This is a genomic window from Corynebacterium suedekumii, assembly GCF_030252185.1.
Classification (GTDB): domain Bacteria; phylum Actinomycetota; class Actinomycetes; order Mycobacteriales; family Mycobacteriaceae; genus Corynebacterium; species Corynebacterium suedekumii.
Genome location: NZ_CP126970.1, coordinates 1,152,770 through 1,169,092, shown reverse-complemented (window position 1 = coordinate 1,169,092; position 16,323 = coordinate 1,152,770). Strand labels below are relative to the sequence as shown.

Below are 16,323 nucleotides of genomic sequence, written 5' to 3'. Positions count from 1 at the left end.
ACTACCGGACGAAGTGGACAGAGCCCAAATCCCGCCCACACGACAATTGCGTTGTGATTTATATGAAGGTGGCGCGAAAACCCTCCCCAGAGTCCACACCGAACACATGAAGACGTCAGCCAGAGCCATCAGCGCACTCATCACGGCCTTCGTCGCCATCGCGCTCATCCTCTGGGGCACCCACTCCTTCAACACCCACCGCTACGCCATAGACACACCCGACCCTACCCACCGGGCAGGCATCATCCGCGAATACGGCGGCTCCCCCGTAGACGGCGACTACCTCCGCGGTATCCACTACTCCGCCCACGGCACACCCCACCCCGGCGCCGTCATCATCTTCGGCGGCCGCGACGGCGGAACCGACCCCCACCGCGCCCGCCACCTCCAGGACCAGGGCTACGACGTCCTCTCCCTCTACTACTTCGGCCAACCCGGCCTCTCCACCATCCCCCTCGACTTCTTCGACGAAGCCCTCACCTGGATGACCGACCACCAACTCGCCGACGGCCCCCTCACCGTCCTCGGCTCGTCCAAAGGCGCCGAACTCACCGCCAACCTCGCCGCCCGCTACCCCGAAATCGACCACATCGTCCTCTACTCCCCCAGCGAATACACCTACGCCGGCGCCCAGTACGACAACCGCGCACAATCCAGCAGCTACACCTGGCACGGCACACCCGTCCCCTTCGCCCCCTACACCACCTCCTGGGGCACCTACGCCCCCATGATGGTCCGCACCACCCTCGGGCTCCCCGTCTCCCACCGCGCCCGCTACGAAGAAGCCGCCAGCGCCGCCGCCTCCCGCGCCCTCAACATCGCCACTCCCCTGAACAGACAGGCCGCCACCGGCCCCACCGCCGCCTCCCGCATCGACCTCACCCACTTCGCCGGCGACGGCCTGCTCTTCGCCCGCGACATGGACGCCGCCTGGCCCTCCGACACCGCCGCCCACGCCCTCTCCCGTGACAACCCCCGCCTCGAGACCATCATCTTCGACAGTGCCGGACACCACTTCCACGAGAACATCAGCGAACTCGGCCTCGGCTGGAAAACCACCCTCGGAGGCACCGTCAACGGCAACCGCCTGGCCAAACAGGAATCCGACCTCATCCTCACCGACCGACTCGCCCGCTGGCACGACCGGTAACACTTGACCTGACGCCGCGACAAGCTCACACCATGGAGAAATGACCACAATGAGAGCCCTCCTCCGTCTGTTGTTATTCACCCTCGTCGTCCTGGTCATCCTCGCCCTCGCGGCGTGGGGAGTACGCACCTATAACCTCAACCGATATGCCATTCCCGGCCCCGACCTCACCGACCGCGATGCTGTCATCGCCGATCACGGCGGCGCCCCGGTAGACGGCGACTACCTGCGAGGTATCCACTACCCAGCCGAGGGGGATGCCCGCCCCGGCACGGTCGTCATCTTCGGAGGATCCGAGGGCAGCGCCGCTGACGCCCAGGCCCGCCAGATCAGCGCCCGGGGCCACGACGTCCTGGCCCTCTACTTCTTCGGCCAGCCGGGCCAACGTGACCAGCTTGCGGAGGTTCCCCTCGACTTCTTCGACGAGATCCTCCACTGGCGCGACACGAATGGTGCGTCCGGTCCACTGACCGTCATCGGCTCGTCCAAGGGTGCCGAGCTCACCGCCAACCTCGCCGTGCGCTACCCGGAGATCGACCACATCGTCCTCTATGCCCCGGCCGAGTACACCTACGCCGGACTGTCGTTCAACAGCGCACAGCCGCCCGGTAGCTTCACCTGGCGTGGAGAGCCGGTTCCCCACGCGCCATTCACCGCCGACCCCTCGGTGACGTTCCCCATGTTCTCTCGCCTCATCCTCGGGTTGCCCACCTCCTACCGGGACAGCTACGAGGCGGCGGCCAGCACCGCGCCTGACGACGCCGCCACCGACATCGCCCGCTTCACCGGCGACGGTCTGCTGTTCGCCGGCACTGAAGACACCATGTGGCAGTCCGAGGTTGCCACCCGCGCTCTGGCGAACCGCAACCCCGACCTCGAACCCGTCGTCTTTGACGCCGCCGGACACCTGTTCCACCAGGACATCACCACGCTCGGCCCGAGTTGGGAGGTCATGCTCGGCGGCACCGTCGATGCCAACCGTCAGGCCCGCCGGGAGTCGGACCGTCTACTGTTCGAGCACCTGGATCAATGGCACCCGCGGTGCTGACACGCTCCTTACCATCGATGGTATGAACATCTCCGATCCTGACCCCTCCCGGATCCGGGCCAGTGACGACGACCGCAACCGGGTGGTAGCCGCGTTGAGCCAGGCCTTTTCTGACGGTCGCCTGAATTACGCGGAGTTCGACGAACGCACCCGGCAGGTGTACGCCAGCCGTTTCCGGGACGAGCTGCATGCTCCCCTGGCGGATCTGTTTCCCGACCCGGCTGCAGTCGTGGAGGCATCAACTCCGGCCATCCGTCCCGACAATCCGGTTGCACACCCGTCCAGTCGACAGGTGACCCAGGAGCCGGGCGGTGACCGCCTCAGCTTCTCCCTCATGGGCGAGAGCGAGAAGACGGAGAACTGGGTGTGCGCCCCGTCCCATGTGTCGGTGGCCATCATGGGCGGCAATGACATTGATCTGCGGCGTGCCCGCCTCGGGGCGCAGCAGACGACGATCACGGCCATCGCCGTGATGGGTGAGATCGAGATCTACGTCCCCGAGGATGTCAGGGTGGTGTGTGACGGAGTCGGAGTCATGGGTAGCTTCGAGGTCAGCACCGACGAGTCCGCCACCGTGCGGATGGAGGATCTGCCTTCGGACGCCCCCGTCATCCGGGTGAGCGGGCTGGGGCTCATGGGTGGTGTCGGAGTCACCCGGCTGAGTCGCGTTGTCCCGTAATGCCCCGGGTAGCACACCGACGTTCGGTCCGTGAACAGGAGTTTCGGCGGGTAATCTCGACGGTGAACTCAGCAACCCACCGTCGAAAGGACCTCCCGTGTCCCGTACCTACCTCGTCACCGGCGCCGCCAGCGGCATCGGTGCCGCCACCGCCGAACTCCTCACGTCCCAGGGCCACACCGTCATCGGGGCCGACCTCAGGGGTTCCGACATCGACGCCGACCTCACTACCGCCGAGGGCCGGAAGCATCTCGTCGAGCGGGCCCGTGAGCTTTCCGGTGGCCGCCTGGACGGCGTCATCGCGAATGCCGGTATCTCCGCTCCGATCGCGGCGACGGTGAAGGTCAACTTCTTCGGCGCGGTCGCCACCCTGGAGGGTCTGCGCCCCCTCCTACTCGAGTCGGAGGCGCCGCGGGCGGTGGTCACCGCCTCCATGGCGTCGCTGCAGCCGGCCGACGAGGAGCTGCTCCAGGCGCTTCTCGACGGCGACGAGGACGCCGCCGTCGCCCGCGGCACCGCCCTCGAGGAGTCCGGCCCGCAGGCCGGCTACCTCAACTACTCCACGTCCAAGCAGGCCGTGGCCCGCTGGGTGCGCCTCAACGCCCCGACCTCTGACTGGGCGGGAGCCGGAATCCCCCTCAACGCCATCGCTCCGGGTGTGGTCATCTCCGCCATGACGGAACAGCTGACCAGCACGCCAGAGGGGCGTGCCCAGTTGGAGGAGCAGGTTCCGATGCCGCTCAACGGTTGGATGCCCGCCGAATCCGCAGCCGAACTGCTGTCGTGGCTGACGTCGCCGGCCAATACGCATCTGTGCGGTCAGGTGATTTTCATCGACGGTGGCGTCGACGCCGTCTTTCGCAAGGACACCACCTGGTAGTCAGGCGTTGACCAGTGCCATCGCTGACAGCTCCCGGATGGGGTGCCGATTCGTCTCCACCGCCCGCCCGTCAGGCGGGTGGAACACCACCCCACCGTCCTGCCGTTCCAGGCGACCGTTGCGGGGTGGGGCGTTCGGATCGTCGTCGTTGCGGGCATTGTGCACCCGACACACCACCGACATCGACGCCACATTGGTCTCCCCGCCATGCTGCCAGGCCACCAGGTGATGCACCTGACATTCATCCGCCGAGGTCGTGCACCCCGGCGTCGGACACAGGATCGTCTCCGCCGCCAACAGCATCCGCTGCTTCCCGCTGGCCAGACGCTCGCTCCGGTAGAGATTGACCGGCCCCTCGACCGGGCCGTACACCCCCACCAGGTGATGCTCGGCCATCTGCCCGGCCACCAGCTCAGCACCGGTGACGGTGGTGCCGTCGGTCAGGGCGAAGATCGTCTCGTCACCCTCCTGTCGGTGGATCCTCGCCCAGTCGGGTAAGCCGATGACCACCAGCGGGATCGGGGGCACCGTCCCGGCAGCGACACCGGCACCAGTCCCGACGTGGGAGAGGAACGCATCCGCCATCGCCTGCTCATAAGACAGCTTCGCATCCTGACCCCGCAGCCGACCGGCGGTGACCCGCAGACGGGCGAGGGTGGTGGCCATGAGTCGCTCCGGCAGGGTGACGGTGATGGTGCGCAGACCCTGGGCGTCGGTGTTCTTCCCACCTTTGAGGCTGCGCCGGCCGAAGGCCTTCCTCTCGGCGTCGGCGACGGTGCGGTTGATCTCGCGGACACGGGCGGCGGCCTGCCGCTCGATCTCGTCGACGGTGCCGGTCAGACCGCACAGTTCCAGGCGCAACTCCCATTCGGAGACCGAGGCGTCCTTGAGCAGCTTGCGGGCGTGCTTGTCCACGGCCCGGAGAGCGTCGACGGACAGGCCACCGTCGCGGGCGGCCGCCACCGCCGCCGCCTGGAGTCGGCGGGAGCGCGTGGGTCCGAAGAACACCTCCGAGAGGCGGGCCCATGCCCGTGCGGTGGACTGCGGGTGGCCGAGGTCGATGAGGCGTTGGCGGGTCAGCCGCCCGTCGGCGATGGCCGACAGGACCTCCATCCCCCGGCCCTGCAGGGCCTCCAGTGCGCTCACGACGTCCATGGGGTGGACGGTAGACGGTGACCACGAGGGCGTCGATACGCGCGCACGGCGCCTGTGGATAACCGGCGTTGTCCACAACCCCAGGGCGCACCCCGTTCACCTGGCCTTGACACGCCAGAGGGCCCCGCTCCCTCCGAGGAGGGGCGGGGCCCGGGTGGTGCAGACCTTAGAGCTGGAAGTCCTCGTCCAGCGGCACGGAGGCGCCGGTGAATTCGGCGTAGCCGTCGTCGCCGTAGATCGAGTCCCCGTAGGTGGGGATCGAGTAGGCGGCGTTGCGGGCTGCCTCGGTGGGCTTGACCGTGATGTTGCGGTAGCGGGAGATTCCGGTGCCGGCCGGGATCAGCTTACCGATGATCACGTTCTCCTTGAGGCCGATGAGCTGGTCGGAGCGGCGGTTGATCGCAGCGTCGGTGAGGACACGGGTGGTCTCCTGGAACGACGCGGCGGACAGCCAGGACTCGGTGGCCAGGGAGGCCTTGGTGATGCCCATGATCTGGTCGCGCAGTTCGGCGGGCTGGCCACCCTCGGCGCGGATCGCGGCGTTGACGCGACGTGCCTCGGACAGGTCGACGAGGGTGCCCGGCAGGAACTCGGTCGAACCGGCCTCGATGACGGTGCCGCGGCGCAGCATCTGGCGGATGATGATCTCGATGTGCTTGTCGTGGATCGCCACGCCCTGGGCACGGTAGACGGCCTGGACTTCGTCGATGAGGTGCTTCTCGACGCCGCGTCGGCGCAGCACGCGCAGCACATCGTGCGGGTCGGCGGGACCGCGCAGCAGGCGGTCGCCGAGCTCCACGTGGTCACCGTCGCGCAGGGTGCGCTCGATGGACACGGTGGGGTTGTTCTCCATGGGGACGCGGATCTGGGCGAGACCCTGTCGCTTGGACAGCTTCTCGTAGACCTTCTCCTCGGAGCCGTCGTCGGAGGTGAGCGTCAACTTGTAGAAGTTGCCGTCGTCCTCGAGTCGGACGGTGCCGGAGAACTCGGCGATCGGGGAGGCGTTCTTGGGCACGCGGGCCTCGAACAGCTCCTGGACGCGGGGCAGACCGCCGGTGATGTCGCCACCGACACCACCCTGGTGGAAGGTACGCATGGTCAGCTGGGTGCCGGGCTCGCCGATGGACTGGGCGGCGACGATGCCGACGGCCTCGCCGATGTCGACGAGGTGGCCGGAGGCCATGGACTTGCCGTAGCACTTGGCGCAGACACCGGTCGGGGTCTGGCAGGTGAGCACGGAGCGGACCTTGACCTCGGTGACACCGTTGAGCACGAGCTCGTCGATACGCGCCTCGGTGAGGTCGTCGCCGGCGGCGAACAGCTGCTCACCGTCGGCACCGTTGACCTCGGTGGCCAGCACGCGGCCGGACACGGAGGTCTCGACGAGGGTGTCGCGGGCGTACCCGGTGACCGTGCCGTCGGCGTCCTTGACCTCGACGGCGACGGGGACGCGCACACCCTGGCGGGTGCCGCAGTCGTCCTCGCGGACGATGACGTCCTGGGCCACGTCGACGAGTCGACGGGTGAGGTAGCCGGAGTCGGCGGTACGCAGGGCGGTGTCGGCCAGGCCCTTACGGGAACCGTGGGAGTTGTTGAAGTACTCCAGGACCGACAGGCCCTCACGGAAGGAGGTCTTGATCGGTCGGGTGATGTAGTCACCCTTGGAGTTCACGACCATGCCCTTCATGCCGGCCAGGGTCCAGATCTGACGCATGTTGCCGGCGGCACCCGACTTCACGATCATCGGGATCGGGTTGTCGTCCGGGTACAGGTCCTCGACGGCCTTACCCACCTGGTTGGTGGCGTCCTGCCAGAGTTCGACGAGGCGGTCGTAGCGGTCGCGCTCACGCAGCGCACCCTTGACCCAGTACTTGTGCTCGATCTCCTTGGCCTCGGTCTCGTAACGCTCGAGGATCTCCTCCTTGTTGGGGAGGACGAGGACGTCGGACATGGCGATGGTGACACCGGAACGGGTGGCCCAGTAGAAGCCGGCGTCCTTCATCTTGTCCATCGTCTGGGCGACGGTGATCATCGGGTAGGTGGCCGCGAGGTCGTTGATGACGTCGCCGAGCAGGATGTTGCCGGCGCCGCCCCCCTTACGGACCATGACGCCCTCGAGGTACGGGTAGTTCCACGGCAGCAGCTCGTTGAACATGACGCGGCCGAGGGTGGTCTCGGCGAGCCAGGTCTGGCCCTGCTCCCATCCGTCGGGGAACTGCTCCTCCTCGATCTGGGCCGGCGGGCGCAGGTGGGAGATGCGGACGTGGATGGGTGCCTGGAGGCCGAGGACCCCGAGGTCGCGGGCCATGATGGCTTCCGCGACGGAGGAGTAGACGCCCTGGGCCGGGCCGTTGTCGTCGGCCGGCCGGTAGGCGCCCTGGCCACCGATCTCGTCCTCGCCCTTGTGCATGGTGAGGAAGTACAGACCCGTGACCATGTCGAGGCGCGGCATGGCCAGCGGCTTGCCGGATGCCGGGGAGAGGATGTTGTTGGAGGCGAGCATGAGGACACGGGCCTCGGCCTGTGCCTCGGCGGACAGCGGCAGGTGGACCGCCATCTGGTCGCCGTCGAAGTCGGCGTTGAAGGCCTCACAGGCGAGCGGGTGCAGCTGGATGGCCTTACCCTCGACGAGCTTCGGCTCGAACGCCTGGATACCCAGGCGGTGCAGGGTGGGGGCACGGTTGAGCATGACCGGGTGCTCGGAGATGGCCTCCTCGAGCACGTCCCACACCTCGGGGCGCTGACGCTCGACCATGCGCTTGGCGGACTTGATGTTCTGCGCGTAGTCGTTCTCCACGAGGCGCTTCATCACGAACGGCTTGAACAGCTCGAGGGCCATGAGCTTGGGCAGGCCGCACTCGTGGAGCTTGAGCTGCGGGCCGACGATGATGACGGAACGGCCGGAGTAGTCGACGCGTTTGCCCAGCAGGTTCTGGCGGAAGCGGCCCTGCTTGCCCTTGAGCAGGTCAGACAGGGACTTCAGCGGACGGTTGCCCGGTCCGGTGACCGGGCGGCCGCGACGGCCGTTGTCGAAGAGGGCGTCGACGGACTCCTGCAGCATGCGCTTCTCGTTGTTCACGATGATTTCGGGGGCGCCGAGGTCGATCATGCGCTTGAGGCGGTTGTTGCGGTTGATCACGCGACGGTAGAGGTCGTTGAGGTCGGAGGTGGCGAAGCGGCCACCGTCGAGCTGGACCATCGGGCGCAGCTCCGGCGGGATCACCGGGATGCAGTCGAGGACCATGCCGGCCGGGTCGTTGCCGGAGCGCTGGAACGCGGCGACGACCTTGAGGCGCTTGAGGGCGCGCATCTTCTTCTGGCCCTTGCCCTCGTTGATGACGGTGCGCAGGATCTCGGCCTCGGCGTCGAGGTCGAAGTTGCGGATCAGCGTCTGGATCGCCTCGGCGCCCATGCCGCCGGTGAAGTACTCCTCGTAGCGGTCGACGAGTTCCTCGTAGACGGTCTCGTCGATGATCATCTGCTTCGGGGCGAGCTTGACGAAGGTCTGCCAGATCTCCTCTAGGCGGTCGACCTCGCGCTCACCGCGTTCGCGGATGTGCTGCATCTCCTTGTCGGCGGCGTTCTGCACCTTGCGGCGGGCGTCGGCCTTGGCACCGGCGGCCTCGAGCTCGGCGAGGTCCTCCTCGAGCTTGGCGGCGCGCTCGGCGATCTCGGACTCGACGTCGGCCTCGACGTCCTTCTTCTCGAGGAGCATGTCGGCCTCGAGGGTGGTCAGGTCGTTGTGGCGTGCCTCGTCGTCGACGGAGGTGATGATGTTGGCGGCGAAGTAGATGATCCGCTCGAGATCCTTCGGCGCCAGGTCGAGCAGGTAGCCGAGACGGGACGGGACACCCTTGAAGTACCAGATGTGGGTGACCGGTGCGGCGAGCTCGATGTGGCCCATGCGCTCGCGGCGCACCTTGGACTTGGTCACCTCGACGCCACAGCGCTCACAGATGATGCCCTTGTAGCGGACGCGCTTGTACTTGCCGCAGGCACACTCCCAGTCGCGGGTGGGGCCGAAGATGCGCTCGCAGAAGAGGCCGTCCTTCTCCGGCTTGAGGGTGCGGTAGTTGATGGTCTCCGGCTTCTTGACCTCGCCCTTGGACCAACGGCGGATGTCGTCGGCGGTGGCCAGGCCGATGCGGAGTTCCTCGAAGAGGTTTACGTCGAACACGTAACTCCCTTTCCCCTCCCGATGGGAGGGATTGAAATGGCGTATATCAGGGTTTGCTTGAAAACTCTCGCTCACTGCGGCGTCGCGCTTTGCGACGCCGCGGTGAACCTACATCGCGTCGGCGTCGGACCGCTCGTCGTGGGAGAGGTTGATGCCCAGCGAGGAACCGGCGGAGTCGAGCTCGTCGTCGTCGTCCGTGGTCAGTTCCATCGGGGTGCCGTCGGCGGAGAGGACCTCCACGTTGAGACACAGCGACTGGAGCTCCTTGAGGAGGACCTTGAAGGACTCCGGGATGCCCGGGTCGGGGATGTTCTCGCCCTTGACGATCGCCTCGTAGACCTTCACGCGGCCGACGACGTCGTCCGACTTGATGGTCAGCAGTTCCTGCAGGGTGTAGGCGGCGCCGTAGGCCTGCATCGCCCACACCTCCATCTCACCGAAGCGCTGGCCACCGAACTGGGCCTTACCGCCGAGCGGCTGCTGGGTGATCATGGAGTACGGTCCGGTGGAACGGGCGTGGATCTTCTCGTCCACCAGGTGGTGCAGCTTGAGCATGTACATGTAGCCCACGGAGACCGGGTACGGGAAGGGCTCACCGGAGCGGCCGTCGAGCAGCTGCGCCTTGCCGTTCTCGTTGACCATGACGTCGCCGTCGCGGTTCGGCCGGGAGTTACGCAGCAGGCCGGAGAGTTCCTCGTTGGAGGCACCGTCGAACACCGGGGTGGCGGTGAGCGAGCCGGCGGGGACGTCGTAGAGCTCCTCCGGGAGGGTGGAGATGAGCTCGGCGTTGCTCGGGTCCTCCGGGTCCACGGACCAGCCGGCGGCGGCGAGCCAGCCGAGGTGGATCTCCAGGACCTGGCCGATGTTCATACGACGCGGGACACCGTGGGTGTTGAGGATGATGTCGACGGGGGTGCCGTCCGCCATGAACGGCATGTCCTCCGGCGGGAGGATCTTGCCGACGACGCCCTTGTTGCCGTGGCGGCCGGCGAGCTTGTCGCCGTCCTGGACCTTGCGCTTCTGGGCGACGTAGACGCGGATCATCTCGTTGACGCCCGGGGCCAGATCGTCGTCGTCCTCGCGGGAGAAGCGACGCACGCCGATGACCTTGCCGTTCTCGCCGTGCGGCACCTTCATGGAGGTGTCGCGGACCTCGCGGGCCTTCTCACCGAAGATGGCGCGCAGGAGGCGCTCCTCCGGGGTCAGCTCGGTCTCGCCCTTCGGGGTGACCTTGCCGACGAGGATGTCGCCGGCGCGGACGTCGGCACCGATGCGGACGATGCCGCGGTCGTCGAGGTCGCGGAGCACGTCCTCGGAGACGTTCGGGATCTCCCGGGTGATCTCCTCTGCACCGAGCTTGGTGTCGCGGGCGTCGATCTCGTGCTCCTCGATGTGGATCGAGGTGAGGATGTCCTGCTCCACGATGCTCTGGTTGAGGATGATCGCGTCCTCGTAGTTGTGGCCCTCCCACGGCATGAACGCGACCAGCAGGTTGCGGCCGAGGGACATCTCACCGTTGAAGGTGCCGGGGCCGTCGGCCAGAACCTGGCCGGCCTCGACTCGGTCGCCGATGTTGACCAGCGGGGTCTGGTTGTAGCAGGTGCCCTGGTTGGTGCGCTCGAACTTGCGCAGCATGTAAGTGTCGCGGATGCCCTCGTCGTCCATGATGGTGATCACGTCGGCGGAGACGTTCTCCACGACGCCGGCCTTCGGGGTGATGACCATGTCGCCGGCGTCGTAGGCCGCACGCTTCTCCATGCCGGTGCCCACGTAGGGGGCCTCGGCGCGGACCAGCGGAACGGCCTGCTTCTGCATGTTCGCACCCATGAGGGCACGGTTGGCGTCGTCATGCTCGAGGAACGGAATCATGGCGGTGCCCACGGACACCATCTGGCGCGGGGAGACGTCGATGTAGTCGACGTCCTTGCCGGTGGTGACGACACCGATGTCGCCGTCCTTGACGCGGACCTCGATGCGGTCGGCGGTGATGACACCGTCGGCGTCGCGCTCGATGGAGGCCTGCGCGATGGAGTGGCGGTCCTCCTCGTCAGCGGTGAGGTAGTCGACCTCGTCGGTGACGCGGCCGTCGACGACCTTGAGGTACGGGGTCTCGATGAAGCCGAAGGCGTTGACCCGGGCGTAGGACGCCAGGGAGCCGATGAGACCGATGTTCGGGCCCTCAGGGGTCTCGATGGGGCACATGCGCCCGTAGTGCGACGGGTGCACGTCGCGGACCTCGATGCCGGCGCGCTCACGGGACAGACCACCCGGGCCGAGCGCGGACAGACGACGCTTGTGGGTCAGGCCCGACAGCGAGTTGTTCTGGTCCATGAACTGCGACAGCTGGGAGGTGCCGAAGAACTCACGGATCGCCGCGGAGACGGGGCGGACGTTGATGAGCGAGGTCGGGGTGATGGACTCGGCGTCCTGCGTGGTCATGCGCTCGCGGACGACGCGCTCCATGCGGGACAGGCCGACGCGGACCTGGTTCTGGATGAGCTCACCCACGGTACGCAGACGACGGTTACCGAAGTGGTCGATGTCGTCGGTCTCCACCGGGATGGTCTCGCCGGTCGGGGAGGTCATGGAACGCTCGCCGGTGTGCAGGCGGACCAGGTACTCGAGGGTGGTGGCGATGTCCTCCTCGGTCAGCGTCATGAGACCGTCGTGGTCGCCGCCCAGGCCGAGCTTGCGGTTGATCTTGTAGCGGCCGACCTTGGCCAGGTCGTAGCGCTTGGCGCGGAAGAAGGCGTTGTCGAGCAGGGAACGTGCGAGGTCGCGGGTCGGCTGCTCGCCCGGGCGCTGCTTGCGGTAGATCTCCAGCAGTGCCTCGTCGGTGTTGGCCACACCGTCGGACTCGAGGGTGGACATCATGATCTCGGAGAAGCCGAAGCGCTCCTTGATCTGCTCGGTGGTCCACCCGAGGGCCTTGAGCAGGACGGTGACGGGCTGGCGACGCTTGCGGTCGATGCGGACACCGACGGTGTCGCGCTTGTCCACGTCGAACTCGAGCCAGGCACCGCGCGACGGGATGACCTTGACGGAGTGCAGCGGACGCTCGGTCGACTTGTCGATCGTCTGATCGAAGTAGACACCCGGGGAGCGCACGAGCTGGGAGACCACGACACGCTCGGTGCCGTTGACGATGAAGGTGCCCTTCGGGGTCATCATCGGGAAGTCGCCGATGAAGACCGTCTGGGACTTGATCTCCTGGGTTTCGTTGTTGATGAACTCTGCGGTCACGTACAGCGGCGCAGAGTAGTTGATGTCCTTGTCCTTGCACTCGTCGATCGAGTTCTTCACCGGCTCGAAGCGCGGCTCGGACAGCGACAGGGACATGTTCTCGGAGTAGTCCTGAATCGGGGACAGCTCGTCGAGAATATCCTCGAGTCCACTGGTGACGCGGGCCTCCGGCCCACGCTCCTCCTGCTGGCGGGCGCGCCACTCGGGCGTACCGATCAGCCATGCGAAGGAATCAAGCTGCAGGTCGAGGAGACCCGGAACTTCGATGGGCTCGGAGATCTTCGCGAACGAGACTCGCTTCGGAGCTCCGGGGATGTCGGCCACTGACTTGGTCTGGCGGGAGACTGCCAAGATGGGTCCTTCCAGCACCTCACGCGGGCGGCGGTTGCTCTGGCGTACAACCACCGAATCCGCTGGTAATTTAGCATTCGGTCTGCTGTGGAATAACCGTCCCCGGATAGCACAAAATCACCTTGTCAAATCGACAATTTCAACGTCGATCAGCCAAGGTTTCCTCGGGTACCAGAGACGAATTCCAGCGCAACGAAGTAGCCTATATCAACACCAGCGGATTGGCAACCCTTGTCAGGTGACCGGATTCAGGCGGGGACTCTACCACTTCCCCGCCGCACCCGCCGGTCAGTGGCGCGCGCGTGTCCCCGAGCGACCGAACAGCCCGAAGGCGCCCGCGATCCCGACGAGCATGAGCAGCGCACCGAGCCCGATGAGGACCCAGCGCAGGACGGTGAGGAACCCGCTGTCCCGGACCTCGGCGACCTGGTCGAGGTGGGCGTCGATCTGCTCCTGCGGCATCCGGCCCTCGAAGGTGAGGACCTCCTCGCGCTTCTCCCCGTCGACGGTGCCGTAGTAGTCGTCGACGTCCTCCCGGATCTCCACGACGAGCCCAGAGACCTGATCGACGAAGAAATCGCGGGTGGCGGAGTGGTAGAGGAAGCCGCGGGCGTCCTCCCCCTCGGGGACGTCGGCGAAGGTGGTGGTGTTCATCGGGGAGGCGAACTGCTGGGCCACGTTCGTCGGCTCGATGGTCTGCCGGTAGTGGTGGACGGTGCGGCCGGCCATGTCGAGCTCCTCGACGAACTCGGCGGGGCGGGTCTGCCGGAGGGTGGAGTCGAAGACCTCGTAGGAGGTCTGTTCGGCGTGGGCGGGGAATTTCAGCCACACACCGTCGACGGTGACCTCGCTGACCGGGCTGGCCAGCTGGTCGGTGAGTACGGCCGGGGTGGTCACCTCGCCGCTGAGCCGGTCGACGCCGAAGTTCCACACCTCGGCGGTGACCAGGCGGTCGAGGTCGGACTGCCGGCTGTCGCGCATGGTGGTCACGCCGACGCGCAGGGAGGCCTCCTCCTCGCCGGAGGGGTTCTGGATGTCCATGTGGAGCTGGCGGGTGACCGGGGAGTCGAGGACGCGGCCGCCGGGGTCGCTGACGAGGCGGGTCCGGGCCTCGTCGTCGTGCAGTGTCCAGGTGGTGGTGTCCAGGTCCAGCGGCATGCGGCCGTCGCCGTGGACGAAACGGGGGACCACGAGGCCCGCCACCAACAGGGCCGCACCGAGGCCGAGCAGGAGGATGGAGATCAGACGGGACTTAGGCAGCATGGCCGAGAGTTTACCGCCGACCCTCCCCGGAATCGGCGACGCCCCGCCTGCCCACCGCGGTGCGGTGAGGGGCGGGGCGTCGAGAAGCGGGAAAGCTTACTTGAGGGAAGCCTTGGCGCCGGCCTCTTCCAGCTTGGCCTTGGCAGCCTCGGCGTCTTCCTTGGAAGCGCCCTCGAGGATGGCCTTCGGAGCGGCCTCGACCAGCTCCTTGGCCTCCTTCAGGCCCAGACCGGAGACGATCTCGCGGACGACCTTGATGACGCCGATCTTCTTGGCGCCGGCGTCCTCGAGGACGACGTCGAACTCGGACTGCTCCTCAGCAGCGGCACCGGCGTCGCCGCCAGCGGCACCTGCAGCGGCAACGGCGACCGGAGCAGCAGCGGTGACCTCGAAGACCTCTTCGAATTCCTTGACGAACTCAGAGAGCTCGATGAGGGTCATTTCCTTGAAAGCCTCAATGAGCTCGTCCTTGGTGAGCTTAGCCATGATGGCCATCCTTTCTGTGGGCCCTAACGGACCCGGTAAAAATTGTGGGGTTGTGGTGCGCCGTGCGGCGACTTAGGCGTCCTTCTTCTCCGCGAGCGCAGCGCCGAGGCGTGCGACCTGGGAAGCGGGAGCGTTGAACAGGCCTGCGGCCTTTGCCAGATTGCCCTTCATGGCACCGGCCAGCTTGGCGAGAGTGGTCTCGCGGTTGTCCAGCTCGGCGATGGCCTTGACCTGGTCGGCAGTCAGAGCGTTGCCGTCCATGTAGCCACCCTTGACGAGGAACGCCTTGTTGTCATCGGCGAACTTCTTCATCACCTTGGCGGCGTCGACGGCCTCGCCCTTGATGAAGGCGACGGCGGTCGGGCCGGTCAGGTGCTCGTCAAGACCCTCGATGCCCTGTTCCTGGGCAGCGATCTTGATGAGGGTGTTCTTGGCGACGGAGTACTGGACGTCGAAGCCGAGAGCGCCGCGCAGCTCAGCGAGCTGGGCAACGGTCAGGCCACGGTACTCGGTGAGGACGACAGAGGATGCCTCCTCGAACTTGGCCTTGAGCTCTGCGAGCTCGGCCTGGTTCTTCGCGTTTGCCATTACTTCGCCTCCTTTCAATGTGCGTGTCATGTTGATCCGCCGGGGCCCTCCCACAAGAAAAGGCCCCGTGCAAGAGCACAGGGCGCGTCTTTCCCCACGAGGAGGGAAGATGCTCGAAAGTGTCTCCTGCGTGGGCCGTTCCAATGACTGGAAACCTTCGATCCTCAACGGATGACCTACGGTCTTCGGTGAAACTTGAGCTCGGCTGAAACCAGCCGTTCAAACTTCGGGAGTTGATGTTAACGGCTCCGGCCCACAACTCCAAATCCCGTGGGACACTGGAACGAGGAGGTGGGCCATGACCACGAGAACGAGCGGCCACGCTGAGCTGGCGGCGGTCGTCGAGAAGCTGCGGCGGCACGACGGTTCCTGGCTGGAGTGGGCTCCGGCCGAGGAGATGGCGGACGGGGTGTACTCGATGGGCTTCGCCAAGATGACATCCGTGATCCGGGAGGCGATGAAGGTTCTCTACGACCACGGGATCGTCGTGTTCGACTGGATGAACTGGCGGGAGGGCTTCGAGCTGCTGGAGGAGCTGACCCCTGAGCGGACCGCCACCCTCGACCGGGAGACCACCCTCAAGCTGCTCAGCGCCGTCGCCCGCCAGGATCGCTTCAGCGACGGGTCCTGGGGCGAGCTCTTCGAGACCGGCAAGGGACTGTGGCTGTTCGAACGCTGGCTGGAACTGAGCGGCTAGGACCCGGCCATCAGCCCCCGGGCCATGGCTTGGAGCATGCTGAGCACCTGGGAACGGTCCATTCCGTCCCGGGTGACCATCTCGGCGCCGCGGTGGACGGCGGCGTCGAGAAGCGGCACGGCCCGGGAGGGCAGATCGGCGATGGCGGCACGCAGGGTGGCGGCCATCGCGTCGTGCGTGTCGACGACGCGCTCGTCGGCGAATGCCTCAGGGTGCAGCTGGGCGGCCGCCATGAGCGGGCCGTGGGTGCCGTCGACGAAGAAGTCGAGAGTCTGCGCCAGATAGGTGTCCACGCGGGCGGCGGGGTTCTCCCCGGCCGCGTCGATGGCCTCGGACACCCGGTCGGTCCAGGCGGGGATGGTGCGCAGCAGCAGCTGGATGACCAGGTCGGTCCGGGAGGAGGCGTAGAGGTAGACGCTGGACCGGGCGAGGCCGACCTCCGCGGCGACCTCGGCGAGCGTGGGGACCCGGCCGTCCGACCCGACGATGAGCTTCTCGGCGGCGTCGAGCACCGCACGGTGCTGGACCGCGCGGTGCTCGGCGACGGTGGATTCCGAGATCTTGGGCATGCCCTGAGCTTAGCCCCCGGCCGCCACCGGATCCGTC

The 16,323-nt window shown here is 66.8% G+C and carries 12 protein-coding genes; 5 read left to right on the top strand and 7 right to left on the bottom strand.

Going from position 1 to position 16,323, the window contains the following annotated elements; genetic code table 11:
* Nucleotides 1-106 precede the first annotated feature (106 nt).
* The 4 genes from QP029_RS05815 (at nucleotide 107) to QP029_RS05800 (ending at nucleotide 3,757) form a co-directional block, all read left to right on the top strand.
* The gene (locus tag QP029_RS05815) at nucleotides 107-1,150 is read left to right on the top strand and encodes an alpha/beta hydrolase (RefSeq protein ID WP_284875865.1); all 1,044 of its coding nucleotides are present in this window, start codon (nucleotides 107-109) and stop codon (nucleotides 1,148-1,150) included.
* Between the two features lie 40 nt (nucleotides 1,151-1,190).
* A complete protein-coding gene (locus tag QP029_RS05810) occupies nucleotides 1,191-2,198 on the top strand; it encodes an acyl-CoA thioester hydrolase/BAAT C-terminal domain-containing protein (protein WP_284875864.1) in 1,008 nt (335 codons plus the stop codon).
* A gap of 22 nt (nucleotides 2,199-2,220) precedes the next feature.
* A complete protein-coding gene (locus QP029_RS05805) occupies nucleotides 2,221-2,877 on the top strand; it encodes a DUF1707 SHOCT-like domain-containing protein (RefSeq protein ID WP_284875863.1) in 657 nt (218 codons plus the stop codon).
* Nucleotides 2,878-2,974: 97 nt separating this feature from the next.
* Nucleotides 2,975-3,757 carry an SDR family oxidoreductase gene (locus QP029_RS05800; protein ID WP_284875862.1) on the top strand — a complete coding sequence of 261 codons (783 nt, stop codon included), beginning with the start codon at nucleotides 2,975-2,977 and terminating at the stop codon, nucleotides 3,755-3,757.
* Here the strand turns inward: QP029_RS05800 and QP029_RS05795 are convergent, their stop codons facing one another.
* From QP029_RS05795 to rplJ, 6 genes are all read right to left on the bottom strand, one after another.
* Nucleotides 3,758-4,912, bottom strand: a complete 1,155-nt coding sequence (locus tag QP029_RS05795; RefSeq protein WP_284875861.1) for an HNH endonuclease signature motif containing protein — start codon at nucleotides 4,910-4,912, stop codon at nucleotides 3,758-3,760.
* A 166-nt stretch (nucleotides 4,913-5,078) separates the two neighbouring features.
* Complete coding sequence (locus QP029_RS05790; RefSeq protein WP_284875859.1) at nucleotides 5,079-9,089, bottom strand: DNA-directed RNA polymerase subunit beta'; 4,011 nt, start codon at nucleotides 9,087-9,089, stop codon at nucleotides 5,079-5,081.
* Nucleotides 9,090-9,197: 108 nt separating this feature from the next.
* Nucleotides 9,198-12,701 (bottom strand): DNA-directed RNA polymerase subunit beta, encoded by a 3,504-nt coding sequence (gene rpoB / locus QP029_RS05785; protein ID WP_284876167.1) that lies wholly within the window; start codon nucleotides 12,699-12,701, stop codon nucleotides 9,198-9,200.
* Nucleotides 12,702-12,971: 270 nt separating this feature from the next.
* Nucleotides 12,972-13,946 carry a cell envelope lipid trafficking protein PgfA gene (gene pgfA / locus QP029_RS05780; protein ID WP_284875858.1) on the bottom strand — a complete coding sequence of 325 codons (975 nt, stop codon included), beginning with the start codon at nucleotides 13,944-13,946 and terminating at the stop codon, nucleotides 12,972-12,974.
* A gap of 96 nt (nucleotides 13,947-14,042) precedes the next feature.
* Nucleotides 14,043-14,432, bottom strand: coding sequence for a 50S ribosomal protein L7/L12 (rplL, locus tag QP029_RS05775; RefSeq protein WP_284875857.1), 390 nt, complete (start codon nucleotides 14,430-14,432; stop codon nucleotides 14,043-14,045).
* A gap of 72 nt (nucleotides 14,433-14,504) precedes the next feature.
* Nucleotides 14,505-15,020 (bottom strand): 50S ribosomal protein L10, encoded by a 516-nt coding sequence (rplJ, locus tag QP029_RS05770; RefSeq protein WP_284875856.1) that lies wholly within the window; start codon nucleotides 15,018-15,020, stop codon nucleotides 14,505-14,507.
* Nucleotides 15,021-15,318: 298 nt separating this feature from the next.
* On the opposite strand from rplJ, the gene QP029_RS05765 reads away from it, so the two are divergent.
* A complete protein-coding gene (locus QP029_RS05765; RefSeq protein ID WP_284875855.1) occupies nucleotides 15,319-15,717 on the top strand; it encodes a DUF6508 domain-containing protein in 399 nt (132 codons plus the stop codon).
* On the opposite strand, the gene QP029_RS05760 is transcribed toward QP029_RS05765, so the two are convergent.
* Complete coding sequence (locus QP029_RS05760) at nucleotides 15,714-16,286, bottom strand: TetR/AcrR family transcriptional regulator (protein WP_284875854.1); 573 nt, start codon at nucleotides 16,284-16,286, stop codon at nucleotides 15,714-15,716. The genes QP029_RS05765 and QP029_RS05760 overlap by 4 nt on opposite strands.
* Nucleotides 16,287-16,323: the final 37 nt, after the last annotated feature.

Coding starts and splice junctions, on each gene's coding strand:
- rplL (WP_284875857.1), bottom strand. CDS start 14,432: ATGGCTAAGCTCACCAAGGACGAGCTCATTGAGGCTTTCAAGGAAATG.
- QP029_RS05805 (WP_284875863.1), top strand. CDS start 2,221: ATGAACATCTCCGATCCTGACCCCTCCCGGATCCGGGCCAGTGACGAC.
- QP029_RS05815 (WP_284875865.1), top strand. CDS start 107: ATGAAGACGTCAGCCAGAGCCATCAGCGCACTCATCACGGCCTTCGTC.
- QP029_RS05760 (WP_284875854.1), bottom strand. CDS start 16,286: ATGCCCAAGATCTCGGAATCCACCGTCGCCGAGCACCGCGCGGTCCAG.
- rplJ (WP_284875856.1), bottom strand. CDS start 15,020: ATGGCAAACGCGAAGAACCAGGCCGAGCTCGCAGAGCTCAAGGCCAAG.
- pgfA (WP_284875858.1), bottom strand. CDS start 13,946: ATGCTGCCTAAGTCCCGTCTGATCTCCATCCTCCTGCTCGGCCTCGGT.
- QP029_RS05765 (WP_284875855.1), top strand. CDS start 15,319: ATGACCACGAGAACGAGCGGCCACGCTGAGCTGGCGGCGGTCGTCGAG.
- QP029_RS05795 (WP_284875861.1), bottom strand. CDS start 4,912: ATGGACGTCGTGAGCGCACTGGAGGCCCTGCAGGGCCGGGGGATGGAG.
- QP029_RS05810 (WP_284875864.1), top strand. CDS start 1,191: ATGACCACAATGAGAGCCCTCCTCCGTCTGTTGTTATTCACCCTCGTC.